The sequence below is a fragment of the Streptomyces thermocarboxydus genome, assembly GCF_024760485.1.
GTDB lineage: Bacteria > Actinomycetota > Actinomycetes > Streptomycetales > Streptomycetaceae > Streptomyces > Streptomyces cellulosae.
On record NZ_CP058273.1, the window covers coordinates 1,332,626 to 1,356,213 of the forward strand.

The following is a 23,588-nucleotide window of genomic DNA, read 5'->3' on the forward strand; positions in this document are numbered from 1 at the left end:
CTCAAGAGGCGTCCAGGAACCGGTCGAGCACACGGACGCCGAACTTGAGGCCGTCCACCGGAACCCGCTCGTCGACGCCGTGGAACATGCCCGCGAAATCCAGCTCCGGCGGCAGCTTCAGCGGCGCGAAGCCGAAGCAGCGGATGCCGAGGTCGTCGAAGGACTTGGCGTCGGTGCCGCCGGAGAGCATGTAGGGCACGGCGCGCGCGATCGGGTCCTCGGCGCTCAGCGCGGTCTGCATGGCGTCGACGAGCCGGCCGTCGAAGTCGGTCTCCAGCGCCTTGTCGGAGTGCACGTCCTCGCGCCGCACACGCGGGCCGAGGATGCGGTCGAGGTCGGCGAGGAACTCCTCCTCGTAGCCGGGCAGGAAGCGGCCGTCGACGTGCGCGGTGGCCTGGCCGGGGATGACGTTGACCTTGTAGCCGGCGCCGAGCTGGGTGGGCGCGGCCGAGTTGCGCAGGGTGGTGCCGATCATGCGGGCGATACCGCCGAGCTTGGCGAGGGTCTCGTCCATGTTCTCCGGGTCGAGCTCGGTGCCGAGCGCGTCGGAGAGCTCGTCCAGGAAGGCGCGGACGGTCTTGGTGACCCTGACCGGCCACTTGTGGCGGCCGAGGCGGGCGACGGCCTCACACAGCTCGGTGATGGCGTTGTCGTCGTTGGTCATCGAGCCGTGGCCCGCGGTGCCGTCGACGGTGAGCCGCATCCAGTGCATGCCCTTCTCGGCGGTCTCCACGAGGTAGAGGCGCAGCTTCTCGTTCACCGTGAAGGAGAAGCCGCCGACCTCGCCGATCGCCTCGCTGACGCCCTCGAACAGCTCGGGGTGCTTGTGCACGAGGTGCTTCGCGCCGTACGTGCCGCCGGCCTCCTCGTCGGCGAGGAAGGCGAGCACGATGTCGCGCGGGGGCTTGCGGCCGCTGCGCATGCGCTCGCGGACGACCGCGAGGGTCATCGCGTCCATGTCCTTCATGTCGACGGCCCCTCGCCCCCACACGCATCCGTCGGCGATCTCGCCGGAGAAGGGGTGGTGGGTCCAGTCGTCCGCGTTGGCGGGCACGACGTCGGTGTGGCCGTGGATGAGCAGGGCGGGCCGCGACGGGTCCTCGCCCTCGATCCGGGCGACCGTGGAGGCGCGTCCCGGGTGGGACTCGAAGATCCGCGGTTCCAGGCCGACCTCGGCGAGCTTCTCGGCGACGTACTCGGCGGCCTTGCGCTCGCCGGGGCCCGAGTGGTCGCCGTAGTTGCTGGTGTCGATCCGGATCAGCTCGCGGCAGAGGTCCACGACCTCGTCCTCACCGGTGACGCCCTTGGCCGTGTCCGTCTCGCTCACGTGCTTCCTCCCGCTGCTGGTGTTCCCGCTGGGTTCCCCCTCATCCTCCCTCCCCGGCGCTCCGGCCCCAAGACCCGCCCCGGCCCGTCACACGCCGTTCACGCGACGGCGCGCCGGGGGTGATCGGCCACCCCGGAACACCTGGTAATGTTTATGTCGTCGCCGCGGGGGGAAACCCGCGCGACAGACACCTTGTCCGGGTGGCGGAATGGCAGACGCGCTAGCTTGAGGTGCTAGTGCCCTTTATCGGGCGTGGGGGTTCAAGTCCCCCCTCGGACACATGGAACTGAGGGCCGCGACCGCGAGGTCGCGGCCCTCGGGCGTTGTACGGAAGGTGCTGCCCCATGACGTCTCGTACGCCCTGCCCCTGCGGTCTCCCCGAGCCCTACGAGGAGTGCTGCGGCCGCTTCCACGCCGGCGCGGCCTCCGCACCCACCGCCGAGCGGCTGATGCGGTCGCGGTACGCGGCGTTCGTCCGGCGGGACGGGGCGTACCTGCTGCGGACCTGGCACCCGCGCACCCGCCCGGCCCGCCTCGACCTCGACCCGGCGATGCGGTGGACCGGCCTGGAGATCCTCGCCGCGGAGGACGGCTCAGCCTTCCACTCCACCGGCACCGTGACCTTCCGCGCCTCGTACCAGGGCGGCTCCCTGCATGAGCGCAGCCGCTTCGAACGGGCCGACGGGGCCTGGGTGTACGTCGACGGGGACTTCCTGAGCTGATCGCCCGGGCGCAGGGGCCGGCTCAGGCGGGCAGCCGGGTGTCGACGACGAAGGCGATCTCCAGGAGCTGTCCGGGCAGGGTCAGTTCGGTGACGCCGAGGACCGTGCTCGCGGGGCGGTGGCCGTCGAAGTACGCCAGGTTGGCCTCGGCGGTGGCGGCGGCGTGGCGGCCGAGATCCGCCACGTAGAGGGTCTGCGAGACGATCTGGCGGCGGGTGGCCCCGTAGTGGGCGAGGACCCAGTCCATGTTGGCGTGGGTGAGCTCCAGTTGGGCGGCGAAGTCGCCGGGATGCGGGAAGCCGCCCGTCTCGTCGAAGGCGAGCTGGCCCGAGACGTGGATCAGGTCGCCGGAGCGGACCGCCTGCGCGTATCCGAAGTCGGTCTCGGCCGGGATTCCGAAGGAGAAGACGTCACTGGTGGAGGCCATGGGTCGGTTCATCCTTTTCCTGCCGCTCTCTTGTGGTTACCCGGGAACTGTAGGAGAGTGAGCGCCGGCCTGGAAGAACGCACTTTTTCGTAACTGGGGAACCTCATGGTGACCAAGCGTGTGCCGGCGGGACTGCCGGAGGACGCCGATCTGCGGCGCGCGGACTCCCTGGCGCGGGAGATCTTCTCGGACGTCGCCAACAAGTGGGCGCTGCTGATCATCGAGGCGCTCGGCGAGGGCACCCTGCGGTTCAGCGAGCTGCGGGACGAGGTGGAGGGCGTGAGCCACAAGATGCTCACGCAGAATCTGCGCATGCTGGAGCGCAACGGCCTGGTCGAGCGGACGGTGCACCCCACCGTGCCGCCGCGGGTCGAGTACACGCTGACGGAGCCGGGCCGGGAGCTGCGCACCGCTGTGGACGCGATCTGCGGCTGGACGCACGAGCATCTGGACCACGTCGAGCAGGCGCGGGAGCGGTTCGGGGAGCGGTGACCGCGGCCGGGGGCGGATCAGGGCGCCAGGATGTCGAGTTCCTGGAGGGCGCCCTCGGTGATCTCTCGGGTGAGTTTCTCCGCGCGGGCCGCGTCGCGGGCTCGGACGGCCTCGGCGAGCTGGACGTGGAGGGTGACGGCGGCCGGGTCGGGGTCCTCGAACATCACGTCGTGGTGCGTGCGTCCGGCCAGTACCTCCGCGACCACGTCGCCGAGGCGGGCGAACATCTCGTTGCCGGAGGCGGTCAGGATGACGCGGTGGAACGCCACGTCGTGGAAGAGGTAGCCCTCCAGCTTGTGGCCGCGTGAGTTCGCGACCATCCCCAGGGCGCACTCGGTGAGTTCGGCGCACTGCTCGGCCGTCGCGTTGCGCGCGGCGAGGCTCGCCGCGACCGGTTCGATCGCGGAGCGCAGCACGGTGAGGGAGCGCAGCTGACGGGGGCGGTCGGCGCCGGCCAGGCGCCAGCGGATGACCTGCGGGTCGTAGACGTTCCACTCGTGGGACGGGAGGACCGTGACGCCGACGCGGCGACGGGACTCCACCAGGTGCATGGACTCCAGGACGCGGACCACCTCGCGCATCACGGAGCGCGACACGTCGAAACGCTGGGCGAGCTCGTCGGTGCGCAGCACACTGCCGGGCGGGTACTCGCCTGCGGTGATCTCGGGGCCGAGGGTGTCCAGTACGCGGCCGTGCAGCCCCCGGCCCGTGGTGCTCATGCACTCAGAGTACGGGGCGGATCACACGAATAAAAAGTCAGACTTATTCGTCACAGCCTCTTGAAGTTGTCCTACTTATAAGTTTCAGTTGCGGTCGGCATCATCGGCAAGGTGTCGACGAGGACAGCAGACAGTGAGGCAGCGATGAACACCCCCCACGTCGTCGTGGTCATGGGCGTCGCCGGAACGGGCAAGACCACCATCGGTCCTCTGCTCGCGGCCCGCCTCGGCGTTCCGTACGCCGAGGGCGACGACTTCCACCCGCAGAGCAACATCGCCAAGATGTCGGCGGGCACCCCGCTCACCGACGACGACCGGTGGCCCTGGCTCGACGCCATCGGCGACTGGGCGCACGGGCGTGCGGGTCTGGGCGGAGTGGTCAGCTGCTCGGCGCTGAAGCGGTCGTACCGCGACCGGCTGCGGGCCGCCGCACCCGGCGTGATCTTCGTCCACCTCACCGGTGACCGCGCCCTCATCGAGGACCGGATGTCGCACCGGCAGGGGCACTTCATGCCCACGGCACTGCTCGACTCCCAGTTCGCCACGCTCCAGCCGCTGGGGCCGGACGAGGCCGGGGTCGCCGTGAACGTGACGGGCAGCCCCGAGGAGATCACCGAACGGGCGGCCGCCGCCCTGACGTCGCTCTCCGAGCCGGCCCCGTAGGACCCCACCCCCCACCGGCCCCTTTTCCCCAGGGGCCGGCACTCTCCCCCGACCCCGTACACCCTAGGGATCCACCGTGACCAGACTCAGCGTCGAGATGCTGGCAGCGGACGTACCCGAGCCGATCACCTCGGCCGGCCACGCTCAGCTGGGCATCGCCGTCCTGGCGGGCATAGCCGTCATCGTCCTGCTCATCACCAAGTTCAAGCTGCACGCCTTCCTGTCGTTGACCATCGGGTCACTGGCGCTCGGCGCCTTCGCCGGAGCGCCGCTGGACAAGGTCATCACCAGCTTCAGCACCGGGCTCGGCTCCACCGTCGCCGGTGTGGGCGTGCTGATCGCCCTGGGCGCGATCCTCGGCAAGATGCTCGCCGACTCGGGCGGCGCCGACCAGATCGTCGACACCATCCTCGCCAAGGCCGGCGGCCGTTCCCTGCCGTGGGCCATGGTGCTGATCGCCTCGGTCATCGGCCTGCCGCTGTTCTTCGAGGTCGGCGTGGTGCTGCTGATCCCCGTGGTGCTGATGGTCGCCAAGCGCGGCAACTACTCGCTCATGCGCATCGGCATCCCGGCCCTCGCCGGTCTGTCCGTGATGCACGGCCTGGTGCCGCCGCACCCCGGCCCGCTGGTCGCCATCGACGCGGTCGGCGCCAACCTGGGCGTGACGCTGGCGCTCGGCGTGCTCATCGCCGTCCCGACCGTCGTGATCGCCGGTCCGGTGTTCTCCAAGTACGCAGCCCGCTGGGTGGACGTCCCGGCGCCCGAGCGGATGATCCCGCAGCGTCCCTCCGAGGACCTCGAGCGGCGCCCCGGCTTCGGCGCGACGCTGGCCACGATCCTGCTGCCGGTCGTGCTGATGCTCGCCAAGGCGCTCGTCGACATCGTGATCGACGACCCCGAGCACAACGTGCAGCGCGTCTTCGACGTGATCGGCTCCCCGCTGATCGCGCTGCTCGCCGCCGTGCTGGTCGGCATCTTCACCCTCGGCATGCCCGCCGGCTTCAGCAAGGAGCGGATCTCCTCCCTGGTGGAGAAGGGTCTCGCCCCGATCGCGGGCATCCTGCTGATCGTCGGCGCGGGCGGCGGCTTCAAGCAGACGCTGATCGACACCGGCGTGGGCCAGATGATCCTGGACATCTCCGAGGACTGGTCGATCCCGGCGCTGCTGCTGGCCTGGCTGATCGCGGTGGCGATCCGGCTGGCGACGGGCTCGGCGACCGTGGCGACCGTCTCGGCGGCCGGTCTGGTCGCGCCGCTCGCGGCCGACATGTCGACCACGCACGCCGCACTGCTGGTGCTGGCCATCGGCGCCGGTTCGCTGTTCTTCAGCCATGTGAACGACGCCGGCTTCTGGCTGGTGAAGGAGTACTTCGGTCTCAACGTCGGACAGACGATCAAGACCTGGTCGATCATGGAGACGATCATCTCGGTGGTCGCGGGGGCGCTGGTGCTCCTGCTGTCGCTGATCATCTAGCCGGATCCCGGCTCACGGCGGCCCGTCCGCCCCTCGTCGAGGGGTGGGCGGGCCGCCGTCGTATTGAGGGCGCGTGTGTTCGGGGCGCGCGTGTCCAAAGCCGTGTGCCCTCAGGGCCGCCACAGGGAGTGTTCCCGCTCGGCCCACTCCCGGCGGACCGAGCCCGTGCGCAGGCCGCGGCGGGCCTCGGGGTCGGCGAGGGCCATGCCGATGTGCCCGGCGAGGACGATGCCGGCGGTCAGCGCCAGCCAGTCGTGGACGAAGGTCGCGGCGGTGCGCCAGACCAGCGGGGTGAGGTGGGTGAACCACATCAGCAGCCCGGTGCCGAGCATCGCCAGCGTGGCCCCGGCGATCCAGGCCGCGTACAGCTTCTGCCCCGCGTTGAACTTCCCCGCCGGGCGGGACGCGGGGCGGCGGTCGCGGCGCAGGGCGGCCCGCAGCCAGACGCGGTCGTGCGGGCCGAAGCGGTTGAGCCGGCCCAGGTCGGCGCGGAACGCGCGGGAGACGAGGGCGGCCGGCACGGGGACGGGCAGGAGCAGCCCCGCCCACTGGTGGAGGGTGACGACCAGGGCACGACGGCCCACCAGCTGGGCGAGCTGGGGGACGTAGAGGCAGGCGGCGGTGGCCACGCAGACGCCCATGAGCAGGGCGACGGCGCGGTGCGCCCACCGCTGGGCGGGCGTGAAGCGCCGTACGGTCGTGGCGACGGGCGGGGCGTCAGCTCGTGGGGGCATCGTCGCGTCCGTTCGAGCGGCCGACCCAGGCGTCGACGTCGTAGCCGCGCAGTTCCCAGTAGCCCGGTTCTACGTCCTCGGTGACGGTGACGCCGGAGAGCCACTTGGCCGACTTGTAGAAGTACATGGGCGCCACGTAGAGGCGTGCCGGGCCGCCGTGGCCGTGGCCGATGTCCTCGTCCCGCATGCGCAGGGCGACCAGGACGTCCGCGCGGCGGGCCTGGTCGAGGGTGAGGCTCTCGGAGTAGGTCCCGTCGAAGCAGGTGAAGCGCACCGCGCGGGCGGTGGGGCGCACCCCGGCCGCGTCCAGCAGCCGGGACAGCCGCACGCCCTCGAACGGCGTCCCGGGCACCCGCCAGCCGGTCACGCACTGCACGTCCCGCACCAGGCGGGTCTGCGGCAGCGCCTTCAGGTCGGCGAGGGTGTAGGAGGCGGGGCGGTCGACGAGGCCGTCGACGGTGAGCCGGTAGGTGCGGGCGTCCTTGCGCGGGACGGACCCGGCGACCGAGTAGTGGCGGAAGCCGCCGCCGTTCGGGAGGAGTCCGGTCAGGCCGGTGGGGTCGCGGTCGGCGGCGCCGGCGAGGAAGGACTCCAGGCCGCGCTGGAGGGAGGGCGCGGCGGCCAGGCCGAGCGCGCCGAGGCCGAGGGTGCCGAGCAGGACGCGGCGGCCGACGGGCGTGCCGCGCGCGTCCGGGTCGTCGGCGCCCGGGACGTCCCGGTTGTGCGAGGGGTGTTCGGGTTTCACCCCCTCATTCGAGCACCCGCGGCCCCGGGGAGACCAGGGAACGCGGGTGCTCGTCAGACTTCGGTAAGCAGCGGGGCCGGCGCTACGGGGTGCGCTCGGCCTCCTTCTCCAGCTGGAACGCCTCGTTGCCCAGGCCGATGCGGGCGTGCTTCTCGGGGGCGCGGGCGCGCAGGACGGCGCCCTGGACGAGTCCGATCACGAGGGCGAGGCCGATGACGCCGGGCAGGATCCAGCGCAGCGCGGAGTCCGGGCCGGCGCCGACCAGCACGTCGAAGTCCTTGACCGTGTAGCCCGCGATCACCACGAGGGCGATCCCGGCCACCGCCGAGGTGACCAGCCGCCAGGCCTGGGCGCTCGCGGCGCCGCGCCGTACGAAGAAGACCACGACGGACAGCGAGGCGATGGCCATCAGGACGATGACGCCGAGCGCGCCGATGTTGCCGCCCCAGGTGAACAGGTGCAGCACGGGCGCGGTGGGGTCGCCGGCCGGCTTGTCGTCGGTGAGCGCGAAGGTCAGCACCAGGACGACGGCGATACCGGTCTGCAGCAGGGAGCCGGTGCCGGGGGCGCCGCTGGAGCCCGTGGTGCGGCCGAAGGCGGCGGGCAGCAGGCCTTCGCGGCCCATGGCGAAGGCGTAGCGGGCGACGACGTTGTGGAAGCTGAGCATGGCGGCGAACATGCCGGTCACGAACAGCACGTGCAGCACGTCCGTGAACGTGGCGCCGAGCCGGTCCTCGGTGAGGAAGAACAGCAGGCCCGCGCTCTGCTCCTGGGAGGTGGGGACGATCGCCGCGGGGCCGGTGGCGACGGTGAGCGCCCAGCTGCTGATCGCGAAGAAGACGGCGACGCCGGTGACGGCGAGGAACATCACGCGCGGGACCAGGACGTGCGGCTTGCTGGTCTCCTCCGCGTAGACCGGCGCCTGCTCGAAGCCGAGGAAGGCCGCGATGCAGAAGCACAGGGCGGTGCCGACGCCGGCGCCGGTGAGGGTGTCCGGGTTGAAGGCGTGCAGCGACAGGCCCTCCTTGCCGGGGTCGGCGACGGCGGCGATGTCGAAGACGACGACCAGCAGCACCTCGATGACCAGCAGGACGCCGAGCACCTTGGCGTTGACGTCGATCTTCAGCCAGCCGAGCGCGCCCACGGCGAGCGCGGCGACGAGCGCCGGTATCCACCAGGCGACCTCGAGGTCCGCGTAGGTGGCGAAGAGGCCGGAGACCTCGAAGCCGAAGATGCCGTAGATGCCGACCTGGAGGGAGTTGTAGGCGACGAGGGCGACCAGGGCCGCGCCCGCGCCGGCGGTGCCGCCGAGTCCGCGGGAGATGTACGCGTAGAAGGCGCCCGCGTTGTGGACGTGCCGGCTCATCTCGGCGTAGCCGAGGCTGAACAGCACCAGCACGGCGCCCAGGACCACGAAGAGCAGCGGCTGGCCGACGATGCCCATCACCGCGAATGTGGTGGGCATGACACCCGCGACGACCATGAGCGGGGCGGTCGCGGCGAGCACGGAGAGCAGCAGGCCCCCCGTGCCGAGGCGGTCGGCCCGCAGGGCCCTCTCCTGGCCCTTGAAGGTGCTGATCCCCTCGGCCGGGGCTCTGTTGGTGCTCGAACTGTCCGTCGTCATCTCGAGACCGTCCTTGGGTCGGTGGTGGGTGCGGGGGGCGTTCGGGGTGGGGGTCAGGCCGTGCCCAGGGCGGCGGCGCGTGCGGTACGGAAGGCGGTGAGGCCGTCCCGGTCGGGATAGGACCAGGGGGCGGGGGTGGCGTGGTCGCCGATGCGGTGGAAGAGGGCGGCGGCCTCGGCGCCCCGTCCCTCGCAGACCTTGGCGTGCGCGAGGAAGTTGAGGTCGACCAGCCGGCGCGGGTGGTCCTCGTGCTCCCACTCCAGCCACCAGTCGAAGGCGGCCTTCATCACCTGCCGGGCGCGGCGGCCGACCCAGTGGCCGGAGGCGGCCGGGTCCGCGGGCTCGTGTCCGGCGGCGGCGAGGGAGCGGTAGCGCTCGGCGTGCGCGATGACGGGCAGGATGGCCAGCGGCGAGTCGGCGGGGGCCTGTTCGGCGGCCCAGTTGGCGAAGTCGTACACCTCGTGCAGCGGGTCCGGGCCCGCCTCCACGCGGCGCTCGGCGAGCCAGCCGACGACCAGGTGGTGGGCGTGGTGGTGGTCCGCGTAGCGGGTGCGGATCTGCTCGAAGATGCGGATCACGTCGCCCTCCGCGCCCAGGGAGCACTCCAGCATCAGCAGCCCGAGCCAGGGCGTCGGGTCGTGCGGCATCAACTCGGCGGCCTTGCGGCAGGCCTCGCGGACCCGGGCCGGCTTCTCCTTGCCGCGCAGGGCGCGCCGTACCTGGGCCATCGCCAGCAGCACGGTCGCGTCACCGGAGTCGGGCTCGGCGAGCAGCCACTCGCGGGCCCACGCGGCGCAGTACGACTCCTTCGCGAGCACCGCGATCCGGTGTCCGCGGCGGTCGAAGTCGTCCCCCGTCCTGACCAGCAGCGAGCGGGTGCTCTGCCACCGCCCCTGTGCCAGTGCGGCCCGCGCGGCGACGAGTTCGGCGTCGTCGAGGGCCTCGTCGTAGGCCTGTGCCGCTCGTTTGCGGGCACGGCCGAGGGGAGGCGGGGGTGGGGACACCGCGGAACTTCCTCACGCGCTTCTCTTGTCATCCGGCTCGGGGCGAGTGGTCGGTGGCAGTGGTCGGCTGCCGATCGCCACGAGCTGATCACGGACAGCAAACCGTCAGCCAACGGATCACGTCAAGGGCACCGGGCCTGTTACACGCGTCAACCACGGTCACGAACGGGCAACTTGTGTTGCCCGTGAACGACCTCGCGGGCCTCGACGGTGCAGGTGGGCGGCGCCCGGCGCGGGACGGACGCTGCTTTGATGGCGGTATGAGCGAGAGCGGAACGAGTGGGACCGGAATGAGCGGGACCGGCGGGAGCGAGGCCGGCGGGAGCGACGCCGGCAGGAACGCGGACGAGATCCTCGACATCGTCGACGAGCACGACCGGGTGATCGGACAGGCCCCGCGCGGCGAGGCGTACGCACGGGGGCTGCGCCACCGCTGCGTCTTCGTCCTGGCACGGGACGCCGAGGACCGGATCTTCGTCCACCGCCGCACCCCGACGAAGCTGGTCTTCCCGTCGCTGTACGACATGTTCGTCGGCGGGGTGGTCGGCGCGGGCGAGTCGTACGACGAGGCGGCGCTGCGGGAGGCCGAGGAGGAACTCGGCGTGAGCGGCCTGCCCGTGCCCTCGCACCTGTTCACCTTTCTGTACGACGACGGCGACACCCGGACCTGGTGGTCGGCGGTGTACGAGGTGCGCTGCGAACTGCCGGTGCGGCCGCAGGCCGAGGAGGTGGCCTGGCACGCGTTCCTGCCCGAGGAGGAGGTGCGGCGGCGGCTCGGCGAGTGGGAGTGGGTGCCGGACGGGCTCGCGGCGTACGAGCGGTTGCGGGCGTATCAGGCGGGGCGGGCCGACCGGACCTGACGGGTAGGGTCGCCCCCGTGATCGACTTTGTACGGAACGTCCGGTTGTGGTTCGCGCCCGCCGAGGTGCGGAACGACGGGGAGACGCCCGACTACCGCTTCTCCCTTGCCAACGAGCGGACGTTCCTCGCCTGGCTGCGGACCGCGCTCGCGCTGATCGGCGGCGGGTTCGCGGTGGACCAGTTCCTGCCCGACCTGCGGTGGGGGTGGCGGGTCGGCCTGGCCCTCGCCCTGCTGGCGTCGGGGGCGCTGTGCGCGCTGCGGGCGGTCAACCACTGGGTGCGGTGCGAGCGGGCGATGCGGCGCGGGGAGGATCTGCCGGTGTCTCGCTTCCCCGCGCTGCTGGGGGTGGTGGTGGCGGGGGTGGCCGTGGTGATGGTCGTGGTGGTGCTGGTGGGGTGGGAGGGGTGACGTCGCCTTCGGCGGCCGGGGGGCGGGATCCCGGGCTGCAGCCCGAGCGGACCCGGCTGGCGTGGCGGCGGACGACGTTGGCGGGGACGGTGGTGGCTGTGCTGGCGGGCAAGGCGGGGGTCGCGGGCGGGGCCTCGGCGGGGGTGCTCGTTGCGGAAGTTGTGTGTGGTGTGGGGTGGGCGGGGGTGCTGCTGGTCGCCCATCGGCGGATTCGGGGGTTGGCGGGAGGTTCCCGGGAGCGGGGGCCTGAGCGGCTGGCGGCTCGGTGGGCGGTGGGGGTTGTGGTGTGCGTGCTGCTGACGGTGGGGGGTGGGGTGGGGGTGGTGCTGCGGTGAGGGGCTTTCGCCCCCGCCGCCCTTACTCTTCCCGACCCGGGGCTCCGACCCGGACCCTGCTCCTCAAACGCCGGAGGGGCTGATTCCAGCCCGTCCGGTGTGTGAGGACGAGGCCCGCCAGGGCCGATGCGGGGGTCTGGGGGCGCAGCCCTCAGGGACGGGAAGGGAAGGGGCGGCGGGGGCGAGAGAACCTGGCCTCAGGCGCCCTACGAGCCGACCGTCACCACGATCTTGCCGCGTACGTGCCCCTCCTCGCTGCGCCGATGCGCGTCCGCCGTCCGTTCCAGCGGGAACGTCTCCTCGACGTGGATCGTCAGCACCCCCTGGTCCGCCAGTTCCGACAGCTTTCGCAGGTCCGACGGGTCAGGCCGGACGAACCAGTACGCCCCGCCGTACCCGGTCACCCCCGGATCCACGATCGACGCCAGCCTCCCCTCCGGCACCACCAGATTCGCCGACGCCTTCAGCGCGTCCCCGCCCACCGTGTCGAAGACCGCGTCCACCCCCTCGGGGGCGAGCCCCCGGACGCGTTCGGCCAGACCCTCCCCGTAGCTCACCGGCTCCGCTCCCAGCGACCGCACGAAGTCATGGTTGCGTTCGCTCGCCGTGCCGATGACCCGGGCGCCGACATGCGCGGCCAGCTGGACCGCGATGGACCCCACCCCGCCGGCCGCCGCGTGCACCAGCACCGTCTCGCCCCGCCGGACACCCAGGACCCGGTGCAGCACCTGGTACGCCGTGAGTCCCGCGAGCGGAATGCCCGCCGCCTCCTCGAAGGAGAGACGGCCCGGCTTGGGCGCGAGGGTGCGGACCGGGGCGGCCACCAGCTCCGCGCAGGTGCCGGCGGAGAGGACGTCCTCGCGGACGTACCCGATCACCTCGTCGCCCTCGGAGAACTCGGGCACGGCGGGTCCTGGGCGGACGACGACGCCCGCGAGGTCCCAGCCGGGGATCACCGGGAAGACGGCCGGGAGGATCGCGTCGAGATGGCCCTGGCGCGCCTTCCAGTCGACCGGGTTGACGGACACCGCACGGACCTTCACGAGCACGTCGTCGGGGCCCAGCTTGGGGTCGTCGGTCTCGCCGTACTCGAGGACCTCGGGGCCGCCGTACCGTGCGTAGCTGATCGCCTTCATGCGTCGACCCTCCGGGGTCGGCCCACCGCGTGCAAGCCGAATGGCCCGATGTACGCCATTCGCGTCACCCGAGGAACCAACCCGGCGGCCGACGGGGGCCGACCGGGGCCGACCGTCAAGGATGGTTCTCCCCCTATCGTGGACCCGATCACGTTTCGCTCCCGGTCTGGACGGCATACCGACCGGTCGGCATCATGGGCGGGTACTGACCGCCTGCCCACAGGAGCGACGATGAGCCCCGATCACCCGCCCGGACTGGATCTCGACCGGCTGCGCGAGCTGCTCGAACGCGAGCGGCCCGGGCTGCTCGGCGGCCCGCTCTCCGGCCGGCTGATCGAGGGCGGCAGGTCGAACCTCACCTACACGGTCACCGACGGCGCGTCGACGTGGGTGGTGCGCCGCCCGCCGCTCGGCCATGTCCTCGCCACCGCGCACGACATGAAGCGCGAGCACCGGGTGATCAGCGCCCTGCACCCGACCAGCGTGCCGGTGCCGCGTCCGGTGCTGCTGTGGGAGGACGAGGAGGTGCTGGGCGCGCCGTTCTACGTCATGGAGTACGTCGAGGGCACCCCGTACCGCACCGCCGGGCAGCTCGCCCCGCTGGGTCCCGAGCGCACCCGGAAGGCCGTGCTGAACCTGGTCGACACGCTGGTCGACCTGCACGCCGTCGACCCCGCCGAGGTCGGGCTCGAGGACTTCGGGCGGCCCGAGGGCTTCCTGGACCGGCAGCTGCGGCGCTGGGGCAAGCAGCTCGATGCCTCCCGCAACCGGGAACTGGCCGGCATCGACGAGCTGCACGCCGCGCTCGGCCGTGAGCTGCCCGTCTCCCCCGCGCCGACCGTCGTGCACGGCGACTACCGCCTCGACAACGCGCTGATCAGCGACGACGAGTCGGTCCGCGCCGTCCTGGACTGGGAGATGTCCACGCTGGGCGACCCGCTGACGGACCTCGGTCTGCTGGTGATGTACAGCAGACCGCTGGGGATGCCGGACTCCCCCGTGTCGACCACCGCCGAGGCCCCGGGCCATCCGACGCCGGCCGAGCTGATCGAGCGGTACGCCGCGCGGTCGGGGCGGGACGTGGCGGCGGTCTCCTGGTACACGGCGTTCGCGTGGTTCAAGCTCGCCGTGATCCTGGAGGGCATCCACTACCGGTACACGCTGGGCCAGACGGTCGGGGCCGGGTTCGACCGCATCGGCGATCTGGTCCCGGTCTTCATCGAGCACGGTCTGACCACCCTTCAGGAAGGCTGACGAGACATGGACTTCGCGTTCGACGCGCGCACCGAGGAGCTGCGCGCCCGGCTCCTCGCCTTCATGGACGAGCACGTGTACCCGGCCGAGGAGGTCGCGCACGAGCAGCGGCAGCGGCTGTCGTCGCCGTGGGAGAACCCGCCGGTGGTGGAGGAGCTGAAGGAGGAGGCGCGCCGGCAGGGCCTGTGGAACCTGTTCCTGCCCGACGCCGAGTACGGCGCCGGGCTCACCAACCTGCAGTACGCGCCGCTCGCCGAGATCACCGGCCGGTCCCCGCAGCTCGCGCCGACCGCCACCAACTGCGCCGCGCCCGACACCGGGAACATGGAGGTGCTGGCGCAGTTCGGCGACGAGCGGCAGAAGAAGCAGTGGCTGGAGCCGCTGCTCGCGGGCGAGATCCGTTCGGCGTTCGCGATGACCGAGCCGGACGTGGCCTCCTCGGACGCCACCAACATCACCACGCACATCCGGCGGGAGGGCGACGAGTACGTCATCACCGGCCGCAAGTGGTACATCTCCGGGGCCATGCACCCGGACTGCACGATCTTCATCGTGATGGGCAAGACCGACCCGGACGGGCCGGACATCCGCCGCCAGCAGTCCATGGTCCTGGTCCCGCGCGACACCCCGGGCGTCACGGTCAAGCGGGCCATGCAGGTCTTCGGCTACGAGGACCACTACCACGGCGGCCACGCCGAGGTGGTCTTCGACGAGGCACGGGTGCCGGTGTCGAACCTCATCGGTGAGGAGGGCGGCGGGTTCGCCATCGCCCAGGCACGGCTCGGTCCGGGCCGGATCCACCACTGCATGCGGCTGATCGGTATGGCCGAGCGGGCGATCGAGCTGATGTGCCGGCGTGCGGTGTCGCGGGAGGCGTTCGGCAAGACGCTCGCGCAGCAGGGCGTGGTGCAGAACTGGATCGCGGACGCGCGGGTCGCGGTGGAGCAGCTGCGGCTGCTGGTGCTGAAGACGGCCTGGATGATGGACACCGTCGGCAACCGGGGCGCGCACACCGAGATCCAGGCCATCAAGATCGCCACCCCGCGCACGGTCGTCGGCATCCTCGACCGGGCGATCCAGCTGCACGGCGCGGGAGGCGTGAGCCAGGACTTCCCGCTGGCAGAGCTCTATGCGGGCGCGCGCACGCTGATGCTCGCGGACGGCCCGGACGAGGTGCACCAGCGGTCGCTGGCCCGCCGGGAGATCAAGAAGTACCTGTAGGGCCTGGAACCGGCTCGTCGGGTGCCGTGGGGCGCCCGGCGGGCCGGTGACGCGTCTACGGGCGCAGGGCGCGCAGCAGGAGGTCGGCGAGGTGGTCGGCGACCTGCTGGGGACTGAGCGGGCCGTCGGGGCGGTACCAGGTGGACAGGTGGTGCACCGAGCCGAAGTGGTAGTCGACGACCAGGTCGGCCGGGGTCGCCGTGGAGAAGACGCCCTCGCGCTGGCCCTCCTCGATCAGCGCGCGGAACCGCTCGTGGTAGCGGCGGCGCTCGGCGCGGACCTGCTTGTTCTTCTCCGGGCTGAGGTGGTGCATGGAGCGGAAGAAGATCGACGCGTCGTCGAGGTTCTCGATGGTGGTGACGACGACGTCGGCGGCCGCGCCCCGCAGCCGCTTCTCGATGGGCTCGTCGGCGTCGGCGAACTGGTCCAGGCGCTCCTGCTGGAGGCGCAGGACGCGCGCGTAGACCTCGTGCAGCAGGTCGTCCTTGGAGCCGAAGTAGTGGTACAGCGCCCCCTTGGTGACGCCGGCCGCCTCGACGATCTCCTGCACCGAGGTGCGGTCGTAACCCTGCTCGGCGAAGAGCCGGGTGGCGGCGGCCAGCAGCCGCTGCGGTACGGGGGTCCCGTCACCGTCCGTCGTTCTGGGCACTGCCGCCACCCGCCTTTCCGTGTTGCTGTCGGTCGTCGTGCGTCCAGGGAACGCCGTCCCCGCCGGGAGATCTTCCCACTTCACGGCACCGCCGCTCGGGGCACCGCCTCCCCGCACAGTTTCTCCCCCGGTACGAGGGGAGGTGCGGGCGGGTCCGCGCCGGAACGCGCCCCGTGGGGGCGGGCGGGTTGCGCCGCGGGTGCCGGCGGGTGTCAGCGGGTGGACTCCCACTGCCGCTGGACGCGGTTCATGCCGCCGAGCCAGCGTTCGGGGTCGGTCGCGCGGGCGCGGTAGTACTCGGCGACCTCGGGGTGCGGCAGGATCAGGAAGCGGTCCTGCTCGATGCCGTCGAACAGGGCGTCGGCCACGTCGTCCGGCTCGATCGCGGTGGGCTTGAGCACCAGGTCGCCGGCGCTGCCGCTGGCGTCGAGCATGTCGGTGCGCACGCCCTGCGGGCAGATGGCGTGCACCCTCACGCCGCGGTGCCGGTACGTGAGCGACAGCCACTCGGCGAAGGCGTAGGCGCCGTGCTTGGTGACGCTGTAGGGGGCGGTGCCGATCATGGTGAGCAGTCCGGCGGCGGAGACGGTGGAGACGAAGCGGCCGCTGCCGCGCTCCAGCCATTCGGGGAGCAGCGCGTGCGCCGCGCGGACGTGCGCCATCACGTTGACGTCCCAGGACAGCGCCCAGTCCTCCTCGCGCAGCGGCTCGCCGGGCTCACCCCCGTCGCGGCCGACGCCGGCGTTGGCGCACCAGACGTCGACCGTCCCGCCGAGGGCGTCGCGGGCCTCGTCGACGATCGAGGAGGCGTCTCCCGCCACCGCGTGGCCGCCGATCTCCTCGGCGACGGCCTTGGCGCGGGCGGCATCCAGGTCGTTGACCACGACCCGCGCCCCCTGCGCGGCGAAACGGCGGGCGAGCGCCGCTCCGATGCCGCCCCCCGCTCCCGTGACGACCACCTTCGCACCCTGCACGGCTTGCACCATCGGTCTCCTCCGACGTGGCTCACGAACGTCCGACCGCGCCAGACTAACCGGTCGGTATGCCGGGAGGAAGGGGCGTTCCGCGCTGCGTCGGTCCGGCTCGTTCCCCGGGGCGGTCAGGCGCGCTAGCGTGCGTGGTCATGACATGTACCGCGATCACGGAGGTCACCGCATGAGGCTGTCCCGACGGAGCCTGCTCGCCACCACCACGGCCGCGGTCGCGGCCTCCGCCGCCCCGGCCGCCGCTGCGGGGCCGGGGTCCGGGCAGGGCGGCGGACGCACGCTGCGCACCGGGTTCGAACGGCTCGCGGCGGACGGCTACGCACTGCTCGACGGCCGCCGGGTGGGCGTGGTCACCAACCCGACCGGCATCACCAGGGACGTGCGGCACATCGTCGACGTCATGCACGCCGACGACAGAGTGGACCTGACCGCGGTGTTCGGCCCCGAGCACGGTTTCAGAGGCACCGCGCAGGCGGGCGGCTCGGAGGGCCGCTACGACGACCCGGCGACGGGCCTGCCCGTCTACGACACGTACCTGAAGAGCGGTCAGGCCCTCGCCGACGTCTTCACGGCGTCCGGCGTGGACACGGTCGTCTTCGACATCCAGGACGCCGGCGCCCGCTTCTACACGTACATCTGGACGCTGTACGACTGTATGGAGGCGGCCCAGCTCGCGGGCCTGTCGTTCGTGGTCCTGGACCGCCCGAACCCGGTGTCGGGGCGGGCGGCGCTGGGTCCGGTGCTGCACAAGGAGTTCGCGACATTCGTCGGGCGGCAGCCGATCTCTCAGGCGCACGGGATGACGGTGGCGGAGCTGGCGCTGCTGTTCAACGCGGAGTTCCTCCAGACGCCCGTCGCGCTGGAGACGGTGAAGATGTCGGGCTGGAAGCGGTCGGACTTCTACGACGCGTCCGGGCTGCCGTGGGTGCCGCCGAGCCCGAACATGCCGACGCCGGAGACGGCGCTGGTGTACTCGGGGACATGCCTGTTCGAGGGCACGAACCTGTCGGAGGGGCGCGGCACGACCCGGCCGTTCGAACTGCTGGGCGCGGAGGGCATCGACGGGCGCTGGGCGGCCGCGGCGAACGAGCTGGAGCTGCCGGGTGTGCGGTTCCGTGAGGCGTACTTCGCGCCGACGTTCTCCAAATTCCAGGGCAAGACCGTCGGGGGCGTGCAGCTGCATGTGCACGACCGGGAGCGGTTCGATCCGGTGCGGACCGGGATCGGCCTGCTGGTCACGGCGAAGCGGTCGTGGGACGGCTTCGCCTGGCGCGCGGACAACTGGATCGACAAGCTCACCGGCTCCACCCAGGTGCGCACGATGATCGACGCGGGCGCGGACACCGACGAGGTGGTGGCGGGCTGGCAGAGCGAGCTGGCGGCGTTCCGCCGGAGGCGGCGGGAGCACCTGCTGTATCGGTGAACCACGACCGGTTGAGCACGAAAACGGCGGCGGATCGCGGGACGGCGATCCGCCGCCGTCGTGTTCACGCCCCCTTTCCCGCCCCACCCGCCCCCGTGACCTGCGTGTTCACCGCCCTGCGCCGTGCGATGCGGGGTTTATCGGCCGACGGACCGGTGATCGGTGTGCATATCGGCGGAGCGTTCAGGAACCCGTGGAAGCCGCGGGGAGTTCTCAGAGCGTCGGGAAAGGGCCGCTCCTCCGCCGGGAGGGACAGGAGGCCCGTTACCGCCGGTATCCCCGCGACGACGACAACTGAGATGCGGGCCACGGGAGTTGGCCCGGCGTTCCCGCGGCCGGCTGAGGGGGCCATCGGAAAAAGGATGGAGCCGAATCGCGTGCCGACACGTCTATTCGACGACGTCCGTTCGACGACGCCGAAGTGACCGGATTACAGGTGCAGGTGTGACGGAGGTGCAGGACGATGGCCGGTTTCCGGAGTCTGGCGAGACAGGTCCGAGATCCCCGGTGCGATCTGGCGCTGCGGCGCTACTCGCTGCGCAAGTGCCTGGAGCGGTTCGCTCCGTACGGGCACCGCGCGACCTGGGACCACTTGTGCTCGCGGGCCGGGTTCGATCCCGAGGACCGCTCCGTCGACCCGGCGCGGCTCGTGGCCGCACTGGACGAGCTGGAGGAGGCCCGGGCGGTCTGGCTGGCGTACGAGGTGGAGTTCGCCGAGCGCCGCAGGAAGGAGAAGCACGACGGTCTGCGCAGGCCGGGCAGTGTGGACGACTGGCACCGGATGACCTGGGGAGGTTTCGGGGTCGCCTGGTGCGACGACCCCAAGGTGCACCCGAGGGAGCCCCTGGCGGAGGTGCTGCGGCGGCTGATCGCCGCGCTGGAGCGTGAGCCGGGTGCGTGCTGCCCCGTGTGCGGGGGCGAGCGGCTCGTCTGGCGCCACGACCTGGATCACGAGCCCTCGTCGGGCCCGGTGTGCACGGAGTGCGGCATCCTGGTCCCGCGTCCCGTGCTGACCCCGGCGGCCCTCGCGGAGTCCCGCCGCGCGAGGCTGCTGGTCTCCGCCTGACCCGGCGGACGACGAGGACGACAGCAACGACGAGAACGGCAAGCACGACAAGCACGGAAACGGCGACGACAGCGACGACCGACAGCCGACGGCGCTGACGAGCGACCGCGGCAACGGGGGCCAAGGGGGTGCGCGCCAGGGACGCCGCACCCCCGGCGCCCCGGGACGGTAGCGGGCGACCGTCCAGGCGATCGCGTGGTCCCTGCACGGCTTCCGGAGTGTCCTGATCGGAGGGAAGCGGTGCGAGGATCGTAGAGCGGAGATGTCGAGTCAAGGACACATTGTGTGCGGCGAGCTGTTGTCGGACCTGGGCCCCCTCCAGCAGCGTGTGGCTGCCGTCCTGGCCCTGTGGCCGTGGCGTGCGCCCGTGCTCGCGTTCGAACTCGATGCGGAGTGGGGCGTCGAGCGGGCTGCGCTGGAGTCGCTGTTCGAACTGGCAGCCACACCCCCTGGTGACCAGTCGGATCGTGCACTCCGGCGGGCGATCGCCGATCTGTGCACGGCCCCGCTTTTCACGTCCGAAGTCGAACCGGACACGATTCAGCTCTTTCAGCTGGAGACCATCAGCGGCCTGCTGACCTTCGGAGAATTGCTGGACACGCCCAGTGCGGATGTGGCGGAGAGGGTGATCGAGGGATCGGCCGGCCTGGCGGCCTACCTCGACGACCTCGTCGAGGGCTCGCTCCATTCGCACCCAGCGGAGAAGACCCATCGTGAGTACCTCGCGAACCTGGCGGGCACGGTGGCCGAGGGGTACTTCGCGTCACGCAACTCGGCCGTCGAATCTGCCGGCCACCGCCTCGTCCGGGCTTCTCCCGATACCGCTGGGCTGCTCGACTCATCCGCGGGTCGCGAGTTGCTCGCGCGCTGCGAGGATCTCGGCGAGGAGTTCGTGACGACGATGCGGTGGCTCCGCGTCACTGGTCACTAGCGTCGCGTCGTGAGCCGGACGCCGTGTGCGGCAGCCGTGGCGTACGCGCCGGACGGGCGTGGGGCGGCGCGCACGACAGCGAGCGCATGCCTGACCCGACCGGCGGCCGGTGGAGTGGCCGGCAGAGCGGGCGGGAGCCCGCCCCCCTTCATTCGCCGGGCTTCTTCTTGCCGCTCTCCGCCATGAGCCGGGAGCCGGTGAGGCGTTCGCCGAAGACGTCGTCGGGGTTGGAGAGCACGCAGCCCTCCAGGGAGAGACAGCCGCAGCCGATGCAGTCGGTGAGGTGGTCGCGCAGCCGGTTCAGCTGCCGGATGCGCTCGTCGAGTTCGGAGCGCCACGCCTCGGAGAGCCGCGCCCAGTCGTCTCGGGTGGGTGTGCGCTCCTCGGGCAGCTCGGCGAGGGCCTCGCGGATCGTGGCGAGGGGGATGCCGACGCGCTGGGCGGCGCGGATGAAGGCGACCCGGCGCAGGGTGTCGCGGGTGTAGCGGCGCTGGTTGCCGGAGGTGCGCCGGCTGCGGATCAGTCCCTTGGCCTCGTAGAAGTGCAGGGCCGACACGGCGGCGCCGCTGCGGGCGGAGAGCTGGCCGACCGTGAGCTCGTGGATCTTCTCTGGAATCCGGTGCACTCCTCGAAGCCTACCGACCGCGTCCGGCGGCCTGTCCGTTGACAGAGGGCTCACCGCCGACCATGCTAAGCAGTTGCTTAGGCATGAGCAGGCGCATACGCCTGCGACTACGTGACGCGAGAGGCCGGGACATGGCAGAGCCGAGGATCTTCACGTCCGTCGACGACCTGAAGGCGGCGGTGGGCGAGCAGCTGGGGTACACCGACTGGCTGGAGATCGACCAGAAGCGGATCGACCTGTTCGCCGAGGCCACCGGTGACCACCAGTGGATCCACGTGGACCCGGAGAAGGCCGCGGCGGGCCCGTTCGGCACGACCATCGCGCACGGCTATCTGACACTGTCGCTGCTGCCGCTGTTCGGCCCGCAGCTGCTGTCCGTCGAGGGCGTGAAGATGGGCGTCAACTACGGCACGAACAAGGTCCGCTTCCCCGCTCCTGTGCCGGTCGGCTCGCGGCTGCGCGCCACGGCGAGGATCAGCGCCGTGGACGAGGTGCCGGGCGGCGTGCAGGTGGCGACCGCCTTCACCGTGGAGCGCGAGGGCGGGGACAAGCCGGTGTGCGTGGCGGAGTCGGTGGCCCGGTACTACCTCTAGGCGGACCGGTCCGGCTGGACGTCGCCGGCGTTCTTGGCCCCCACCATGCGGAGCACGAGGTCGGCGTAGAGCGCGCCGACCTCCTCCGGGGTGCGGGGGCCGTCGACGTTGAACCAGCGGGCCACGTCGATGCACAGGGACAGCACGGCGAGGGTGGTGCCCGGCACGTCCGGGACGTCGAACTCGCCGGAGCGGACGCCGTCCTCGATGATGCCGCGCACCTCGGCGTCGACCTGGCGGCGCAGGCCGACGATCTCCGCGCGGGCGTCGGGGCCGAGGGAGTCGAGTTCGTACTGCACGACGCGGGCGGTGGTGCGGCCGCGGGCGTGCCAGCGGACGAAGGAGCTGACCGCGTCGGCGAGGCGCTCGGTCGCGGTGCCCTCGCCGCGGGACGCGGTGCGCAGGATGTCCAGCGCCTTCTCGTGTCCGATGCGGCTGATGCGGTGGAGCAGCTCTTCCTTGGTCTTGTAGTGGATGTAGAGCGCGGCCGGGCTCATGCCGGCACGGCCCGCGATGTCGCGGGTCGTCGTGGCGTGGTAGCCGCGCTCCGCGAAGGCCTCCACGGCGGCGAGCAGCAGCCGCCGGGCCGCGTCGGGCGTGACCTCACCCCACGGCTGCGTGTCACCGCCGGCCGTCTCCTCCGCCGTACTCATCACTCACCCCATTCGCTGGCAGGATGGCCATCCTACCGGGAAGGGTGAGCGGGCGCTTAGCGCGGGCTGAGGGCGTTTTCGGGGCGCGTGATTTGTGACGCGGCCCGGGGGCGGGGACGGGGGTGTTCTCGCACCCCGGTGCGTACGAGGTGCCCGGCGTTGGTGCGGGCCGGGGGGTGTGGGCAAACCTCGGCGCCAACGAGGTGCCGCTGCCCACCCGTGCCGCCCCTGTCGACACGACTGCCCGCAGCCAGGGCGGCGGCGCCTGGTCGGCGGGCCGTGGCGGAACCACCCTTAACGGGTGGGCGCGGGGAACTGCGCGATCAGCCACCGGTCACCCGCACCCGGCACCGCACAGGCGCCCCCTCACAGCTTCTGCAGGGGATCGTAATCCGCCAGCATCTTCTCCAGGCGCGCCTGGTCCACCCTGTTGATGATCTGGCCCGCCTCCTGGCGGTCACGGATGACCTTGGCCAAGGTGAACGCCGACGTCACCAGATAGAGAACCGCGATGCTCAGAAAGCCGCGGACCCACGCATCGGTCTCCAGGTTGTAGATGCCGACGGCGGTGGCCCCGAGGGCCAGGGCGAAGGACGCGACGGCCTGACCGTAGAAGGCCGCCGTACTCTGCTGCTTGACCGGTGTCTCGCTCATGCCGACAAGAATCGGCGGATGTGGCCGCGACCACATCCGCCCGCGTACTCAGGCGGTACTCAGTTCAAGGCGCGACGAACAGCGCAGGAAAGCGAGGTGCGAGCCACGGCTTGCGCCCCCACGCGAACACGGCCCCGCGCGCAATGGCCTGCCACGGCCCCATCCGTCCCAGCGCCATCAGAAGAAACGCGACCGGCTCGGTCACGATCGTGCAGTCCGCCCCCTCCGGCACATCGGGCAGCACCTCGACCGCACCGTCGGTGAACGTGACGCCGAAGGCCGACCCGCCCCGGACGCGCAGGGCGTAACGGGCCGTCAGCGTGGAGGCGGCGGCGACCCTCGGCATCGCCACCCGCAGGAACGGCAGGCACAGCTCCACCCGCCCCGCGTCGATCATGTGCGGGCGGCCCAGTCCGCGGGCGAGGTCGTAGCCGTGGCCCAGCATGTGGGTCAGCAGGTACGAGGCGAACGTGGCGCCGTCCATGGGGCCGAGCGGGGTCACGAACGTCCGCCCCTCGTCCTGCCTCCCCAGCGCGTCCACGAACCTGTCGGCCTGCTCCACGATCATCGCGGCCAGCGGTCCCGCCGCGCGTTCGGGGAACTCGGCGAGGCTCCGCGCGTTGGCCTCGGCGAGACTCTGCGGCGTGCCGTCCCCGTAACCGCGTTCCTCGCCGGACGCGAGGTCGGCCATCAGGCCGTTGGCCAGGGCCAGGTGGGCGGCCGTCTCGCCGACGGTCCACTCCAGCCCCGGCACGGGACGGGCCGTGTCCGTCGCGCCGGCCAGGAGCACGGCTATGTCACCGGCCGTCCCCCGTATCGCCTGACCGATCGCCACTCGCGTCTCCTCGCGTCCGTCTGATC

Annotated in this window: 27 protein-coding genes and 1 tRNA gene; 14 read left to right on the forward strand and 14 right to left on the reverse strand. The window is 71.9% G+C overall.

The features are described from left to right. Position 1: 1 nt before the first annotated feature. Complete coding sequence (locus AY578_RS06250; RefSeq protein ID WP_019522728.1) at positions 2 to 1,327, reverse strand: M20/M25/M40 family metallo-hydrolase; 1,326 nt, start codon at positions 1,325 to 1,327, stop codon at positions 2 to 4. 194 nt (positions 1,328 to 1,521) lie between these two features. On the opposite strand from AY578_RS06250, the gene AY578_RS06255 reads away from it, so the two are divergent. Continuing rightward, positions 1,522 to 1,606: transfer RNA gene (locus AY578_RS06255), tRNA-Leu, on the forward strand. A gap of 65 nt (positions 1,607 to 1,671) precedes the next feature. After that, positions 1,672 to 2,049, forward strand: a complete 378-nt coding sequence (locus tag AY578_RS06260; RefSeq protein WP_019522729.1) for a YchJ family protein — start codon at positions 1,672 to 1,674, stop codon at positions 2,047 to 2,049. 22 nt (positions 2,050 to 2,071) lie between these two features. On the opposite strand, the gene AY578_RS06265 is transcribed toward AY578_RS06260, so the two are convergent. Further along, on the reverse strand, positions 2,072 to 2,476 hold the full coding sequence (locus tag AY578_RS06265) for a RidA family protein (RefSeq protein ID WP_258902155.1): 405 nt from the start codon (positions 2,474 to 2,476) through the stop codon (positions 2,072 to 2,074). Positions 2,477 to 2,581: 105 nt separating this feature from the next. On the opposite strand from AY578_RS06265, the gene AY578_RS06270 reads away from it, so the two are divergent. Further along, entirely contained in the window at positions 2,582 to 2,968 is a 387-nt protein-coding gene (locus AY578_RS06270; RefSeq protein WP_019522731.1) for a winged helix-turn-helix transcriptional regulator, read from the forward strand. A gap of 17 nt (positions 2,969 to 2,985) precedes the next feature. Here the strand turns inward: AY578_RS06270 and AY578_RS06275 are convergent, their stop codons facing one another. After that, positions 2,986 to 3,687, reverse strand: a complete 702-nt coding sequence (locus AY578_RS06275; RefSeq protein WP_019522732.1) for a FadR/GntR family transcriptional regulator — start codon at positions 3,685 to 3,687, stop codon at positions 2,986 to 2,988. A 144-nt stretch (positions 3,688 to 3,831) separates the two neighbouring features. On the opposite strand from AY578_RS06275, the gene AY578_RS06280 reads away from it, so the two are divergent. Next, positions 3,832 to 4,350 carry a gluconokinase gene (locus tag AY578_RS06280; protein WP_028961854.1) on the forward strand — a complete coding sequence of 173 codons (519 nt, stop codon included), beginning with the start codon at positions 3,832 to 3,834 and terminating at the stop codon, positions 4,348 to 4,350. Between the two features lie 76 nt (positions 4,351 to 4,426). After that, positions 4,427 to 5,824: a GntP family permease gene (locus AY578_RS06285; RefSeq protein ID WP_019522734.1), complete on the forward strand. Its 1,398-nt coding sequence runs from the start codon at positions 4,427 to 4,429 to the stop codon at positions 5,822 to 5,824. A gap of 110 nt (positions 5,825 to 5,934) precedes the next feature. Here the strand turns inward: AY578_RS06285 and AY578_RS06290 are convergent, their stop codons facing one another. The 4 genes from AY578_RS06290 to AY578_RS06305 all read right to left on the reverse strand — a co-directional run bounded on the left by AY578_RS06290 (position 5,935) and on the right by AY578_RS06305 (position 9,931). Next, positions 5,935 to 6,558 (reverse strand): cytochrome b/b6 domain-containing protein, encoded by a 624-nt coding sequence (locus tag AY578_RS06290; protein ID WP_215189320.1) that lies wholly within the window; start codon positions 6,556 to 6,558, stop codon positions 5,935 to 5,937. After that, on the reverse strand, positions 6,542 to 7,303 hold the full coding sequence (locus AY578_RS06295; RefSeq protein WP_258902156.1) for a molybdopterin-dependent oxidoreductase: 762 nt from the start codon (positions 7,301 to 7,303) through the stop codon (positions 6,542 to 6,544). The genes AY578_RS06290 and AY578_RS06295 overlap by 17 nt, the downstream gene beginning before the upstream one ends. Before the next feature lie 82 nt (positions 7,304 to 7,385). Beyond that, positions 7,386 to 8,927 (reverse strand): APC family permease, encoded by a 1,542-nt coding sequence (locus AY578_RS06300; RefSeq protein WP_019522737.1) that lies wholly within the window; start codon positions 8,925 to 8,927, stop codon positions 7,386 to 7,388. Between the two features lie 53 nt (positions 8,928 to 8,980). Continuing rightward, positions 8,981 to 9,931, reverse strand: coding sequence for an amino acid adenylation domain-containing protein (locus AY578_RS06305; protein ID WP_019522738.1), 951 nt, complete (start codon positions 9,929 to 9,931; stop codon positions 8,981 to 8,983). 290 nt (positions 9,932 to 10,221) lie between these two features. On the opposite strand from AY578_RS06305, the gene AY578_RS06310 reads away from it, so the two are divergent. From AY578_RS06310 to AY578_RS06320, 3 genes are read left to right on the forward strand one after another with little or no spacing between them, the layout of a single operon-like run. Beyond that, the gene (locus AY578_RS06310) at positions 10,222 to 10,791 is read left to right on the forward strand and encodes an NUDIX hydrolase (RefSeq protein ID WP_258902157.1); all 570 of its coding nucleotides are present in this window, start codon (positions 10,222 to 10,224) and stop codon (positions 10,789 to 10,791) included. Between the two features lie 17 nt (positions 10,792 to 10,808). Beyond that, positions 10,809 to 11,201 (forward strand): YidH family protein, encoded by a 393-nt coding sequence (locus AY578_RS06315; RefSeq protein ID WP_026243498.1) that lies wholly within the window; start codon positions 10,809 to 10,811, stop codon positions 11,199 to 11,201. After that, entirely contained in the window at positions 11,198 to 11,536 is a 339-nt protein-coding gene (locus AY578_RS06320; RefSeq protein ID WP_019522741.1) for a DUF202 domain-containing protein, read from the forward strand. Before AY578_RS06315 ends, AY578_RS06320 begins: the two co-directional genes overlap by 4 nt. Positions 11,537 to 11,742: 206 nt before the next feature. Here the strand turns inward: AY578_RS06320 and AY578_RS06325 are convergent, their stop codons facing one another. After that, positions 11,743 to 12,672: an NADP-dependent oxidoreductase gene (locus tag AY578_RS06325; RefSeq protein WP_019522742.1), complete on the reverse strand. Its 930-nt coding sequence runs from the start codon at positions 12,670 to 12,672 to the stop codon at positions 11,743 to 11,745. A gap of 231 nt (positions 12,673 to 12,903) precedes the next feature. Here AY578_RS06325 and AY578_RS06330 point away from each other — a divergent pair, with 231 nt between their 5' ends. After that, positions 12,904 to 13,926, forward strand: a complete 1,023-nt coding sequence (locus AY578_RS06330; protein ID WP_028961857.1) for a phosphotransferase family protein — start codon at positions 12,904 to 12,906, stop codon at positions 13,924 to 13,926. Positions 13,927 to 13,932: 6 nt separating this feature from the next. Then, on the forward strand, positions 13,933 to 15,147 hold the full coding sequence (locus tag AY578_RS06335; protein WP_019522744.1) for an acyl-CoA dehydrogenase family protein: 1,215 nt from the start codon (positions 13,933 to 13,935) through the stop codon (positions 15,145 to 15,147). Between the two features lie 55 nt (positions 15,148 to 15,202). Here the strand turns inward: AY578_RS06335 and AY578_RS06340 are convergent, their stop codons facing one another. Beyond that, entirely contained in the window at positions 15,203 to 15,796 is a 594-nt protein-coding gene (locus AY578_RS06340; protein ID WP_019522745.1) for a TetR/AcrR family transcriptional regulator, read from the reverse strand. Between the two features lie 212 nt (positions 15,797 to 16,008). After that, entirely contained in the window at positions 16,009 to 16,782 is a 774-nt protein-coding gene (locus AY578_RS06345) for an SDR family oxidoreductase (RefSeq protein ID WP_019522746.1), read from the reverse strand. A 169-nt stretch (positions 16,783 to 16,951) separates the two neighbouring features. On the opposite strand from AY578_RS06345, the gene AY578_RS06350 reads away from it, so the two are divergent. From AY578_RS06350 to AY578_RS06360, 3 genes are all read left to right on the forward strand, one after another. Beyond that, positions 16,952 to 18,205, forward strand: coding sequence for an exo-beta-N-acetylmuramidase NamZ family protein (locus AY578_RS06350; protein ID WP_258902159.1), 1,254 nt, complete (start codon positions 16,952 to 16,954; stop codon positions 18,203 to 18,205). A gap of 463 nt (positions 18,206 to 18,668) precedes the next feature. Then, positions 18,669 to 19,271, forward strand: a complete 603-nt coding sequence (locus tag AY578_RS06355) for a hypothetical protein (RefSeq protein WP_019522748.1) — start codon at positions 18,669 to 18,671, stop codon at positions 19,269 to 19,271. 283 nt (positions 19,272 to 19,554) lie between these two features. Next, positions 19,555 to 20,202 (forward strand): hypothetical protein, encoded by a 648-nt coding sequence (locus AY578_RS06360; protein WP_234008193.1) that lies wholly within the window; start codon positions 19,555 to 19,557, stop codon positions 20,200 to 20,202. Between the two features lie 148 nt (positions 20,203 to 20,350). Here the strand turns inward: AY578_RS06360 and soxR are convergent, their stop codons facing one another. Continuing rightward, positions 20,351 to 20,827, reverse strand: coding sequence for a redox-sensitive transcriptional activator SoxR (gene soxR / locus AY578_RS06365; protein ID WP_019522750.1), 477 nt, complete (start codon positions 20,825 to 20,827; stop codon positions 20,351 to 20,353). A gap of 131 nt (positions 20,828 to 20,958) precedes the next feature. On the opposite strand from soxR, the gene AY578_RS06370 reads away from it, so the two are divergent. Then, positions 20,959 to 21,420, forward strand: a complete 462-nt coding sequence (locus tag AY578_RS06370; protein ID WP_028961860.1) for a MaoC family dehydratase — start codon at positions 20,959 to 20,961, stop codon at positions 21,418 to 21,420. Here the strand turns inward: AY578_RS06370 and AY578_RS06375 are convergent. The 3 genes from AY578_RS06375 to AY578_RS06385 all read right to left on the reverse strand — a co-directional run bounded on the left by AY578_RS06375 (position 21,417) and on the right by AY578_RS06385 (position 23,562). Further along, complete coding sequence (locus AY578_RS06375; RefSeq protein ID WP_019522752.1) at positions 21,417 to 22,073, reverse strand: TetR/AcrR family transcriptional regulator; 657 nt, start codon at positions 22,071 to 22,073, stop codon at positions 21,417 to 21,419. The two genes, AY578_RS06370 and AY578_RS06375, sit on opposite strands and share 4 nt — an antisense overlap. 366 nt (positions 22,074 to 22,439) lie before the next feature. Continuing rightward, complete coding sequence (locus AY578_RS06380) at positions 22,440 to 22,727, reverse strand: YiaA/YiaB family inner membrane protein (RefSeq protein WP_028961862.1); 288 nt, start codon at positions 22,725 to 22,727, stop codon at positions 22,440 to 22,442. A 64-nt stretch (positions 22,728 to 22,791) separates the two neighbouring features. Further along, on the reverse strand, positions 22,792 to 23,562 hold the full coding sequence (locus AY578_RS06385) for a maleylpyruvate isomerase family mycothiol-dependent enzyme (protein ID WP_215048621.1): 771 nt from the start codon (positions 23,560 to 23,562) through the stop codon (positions 22,792 to 22,794). Positions 23,563 to 23,588: the final 26 nt, after the last annotated feature.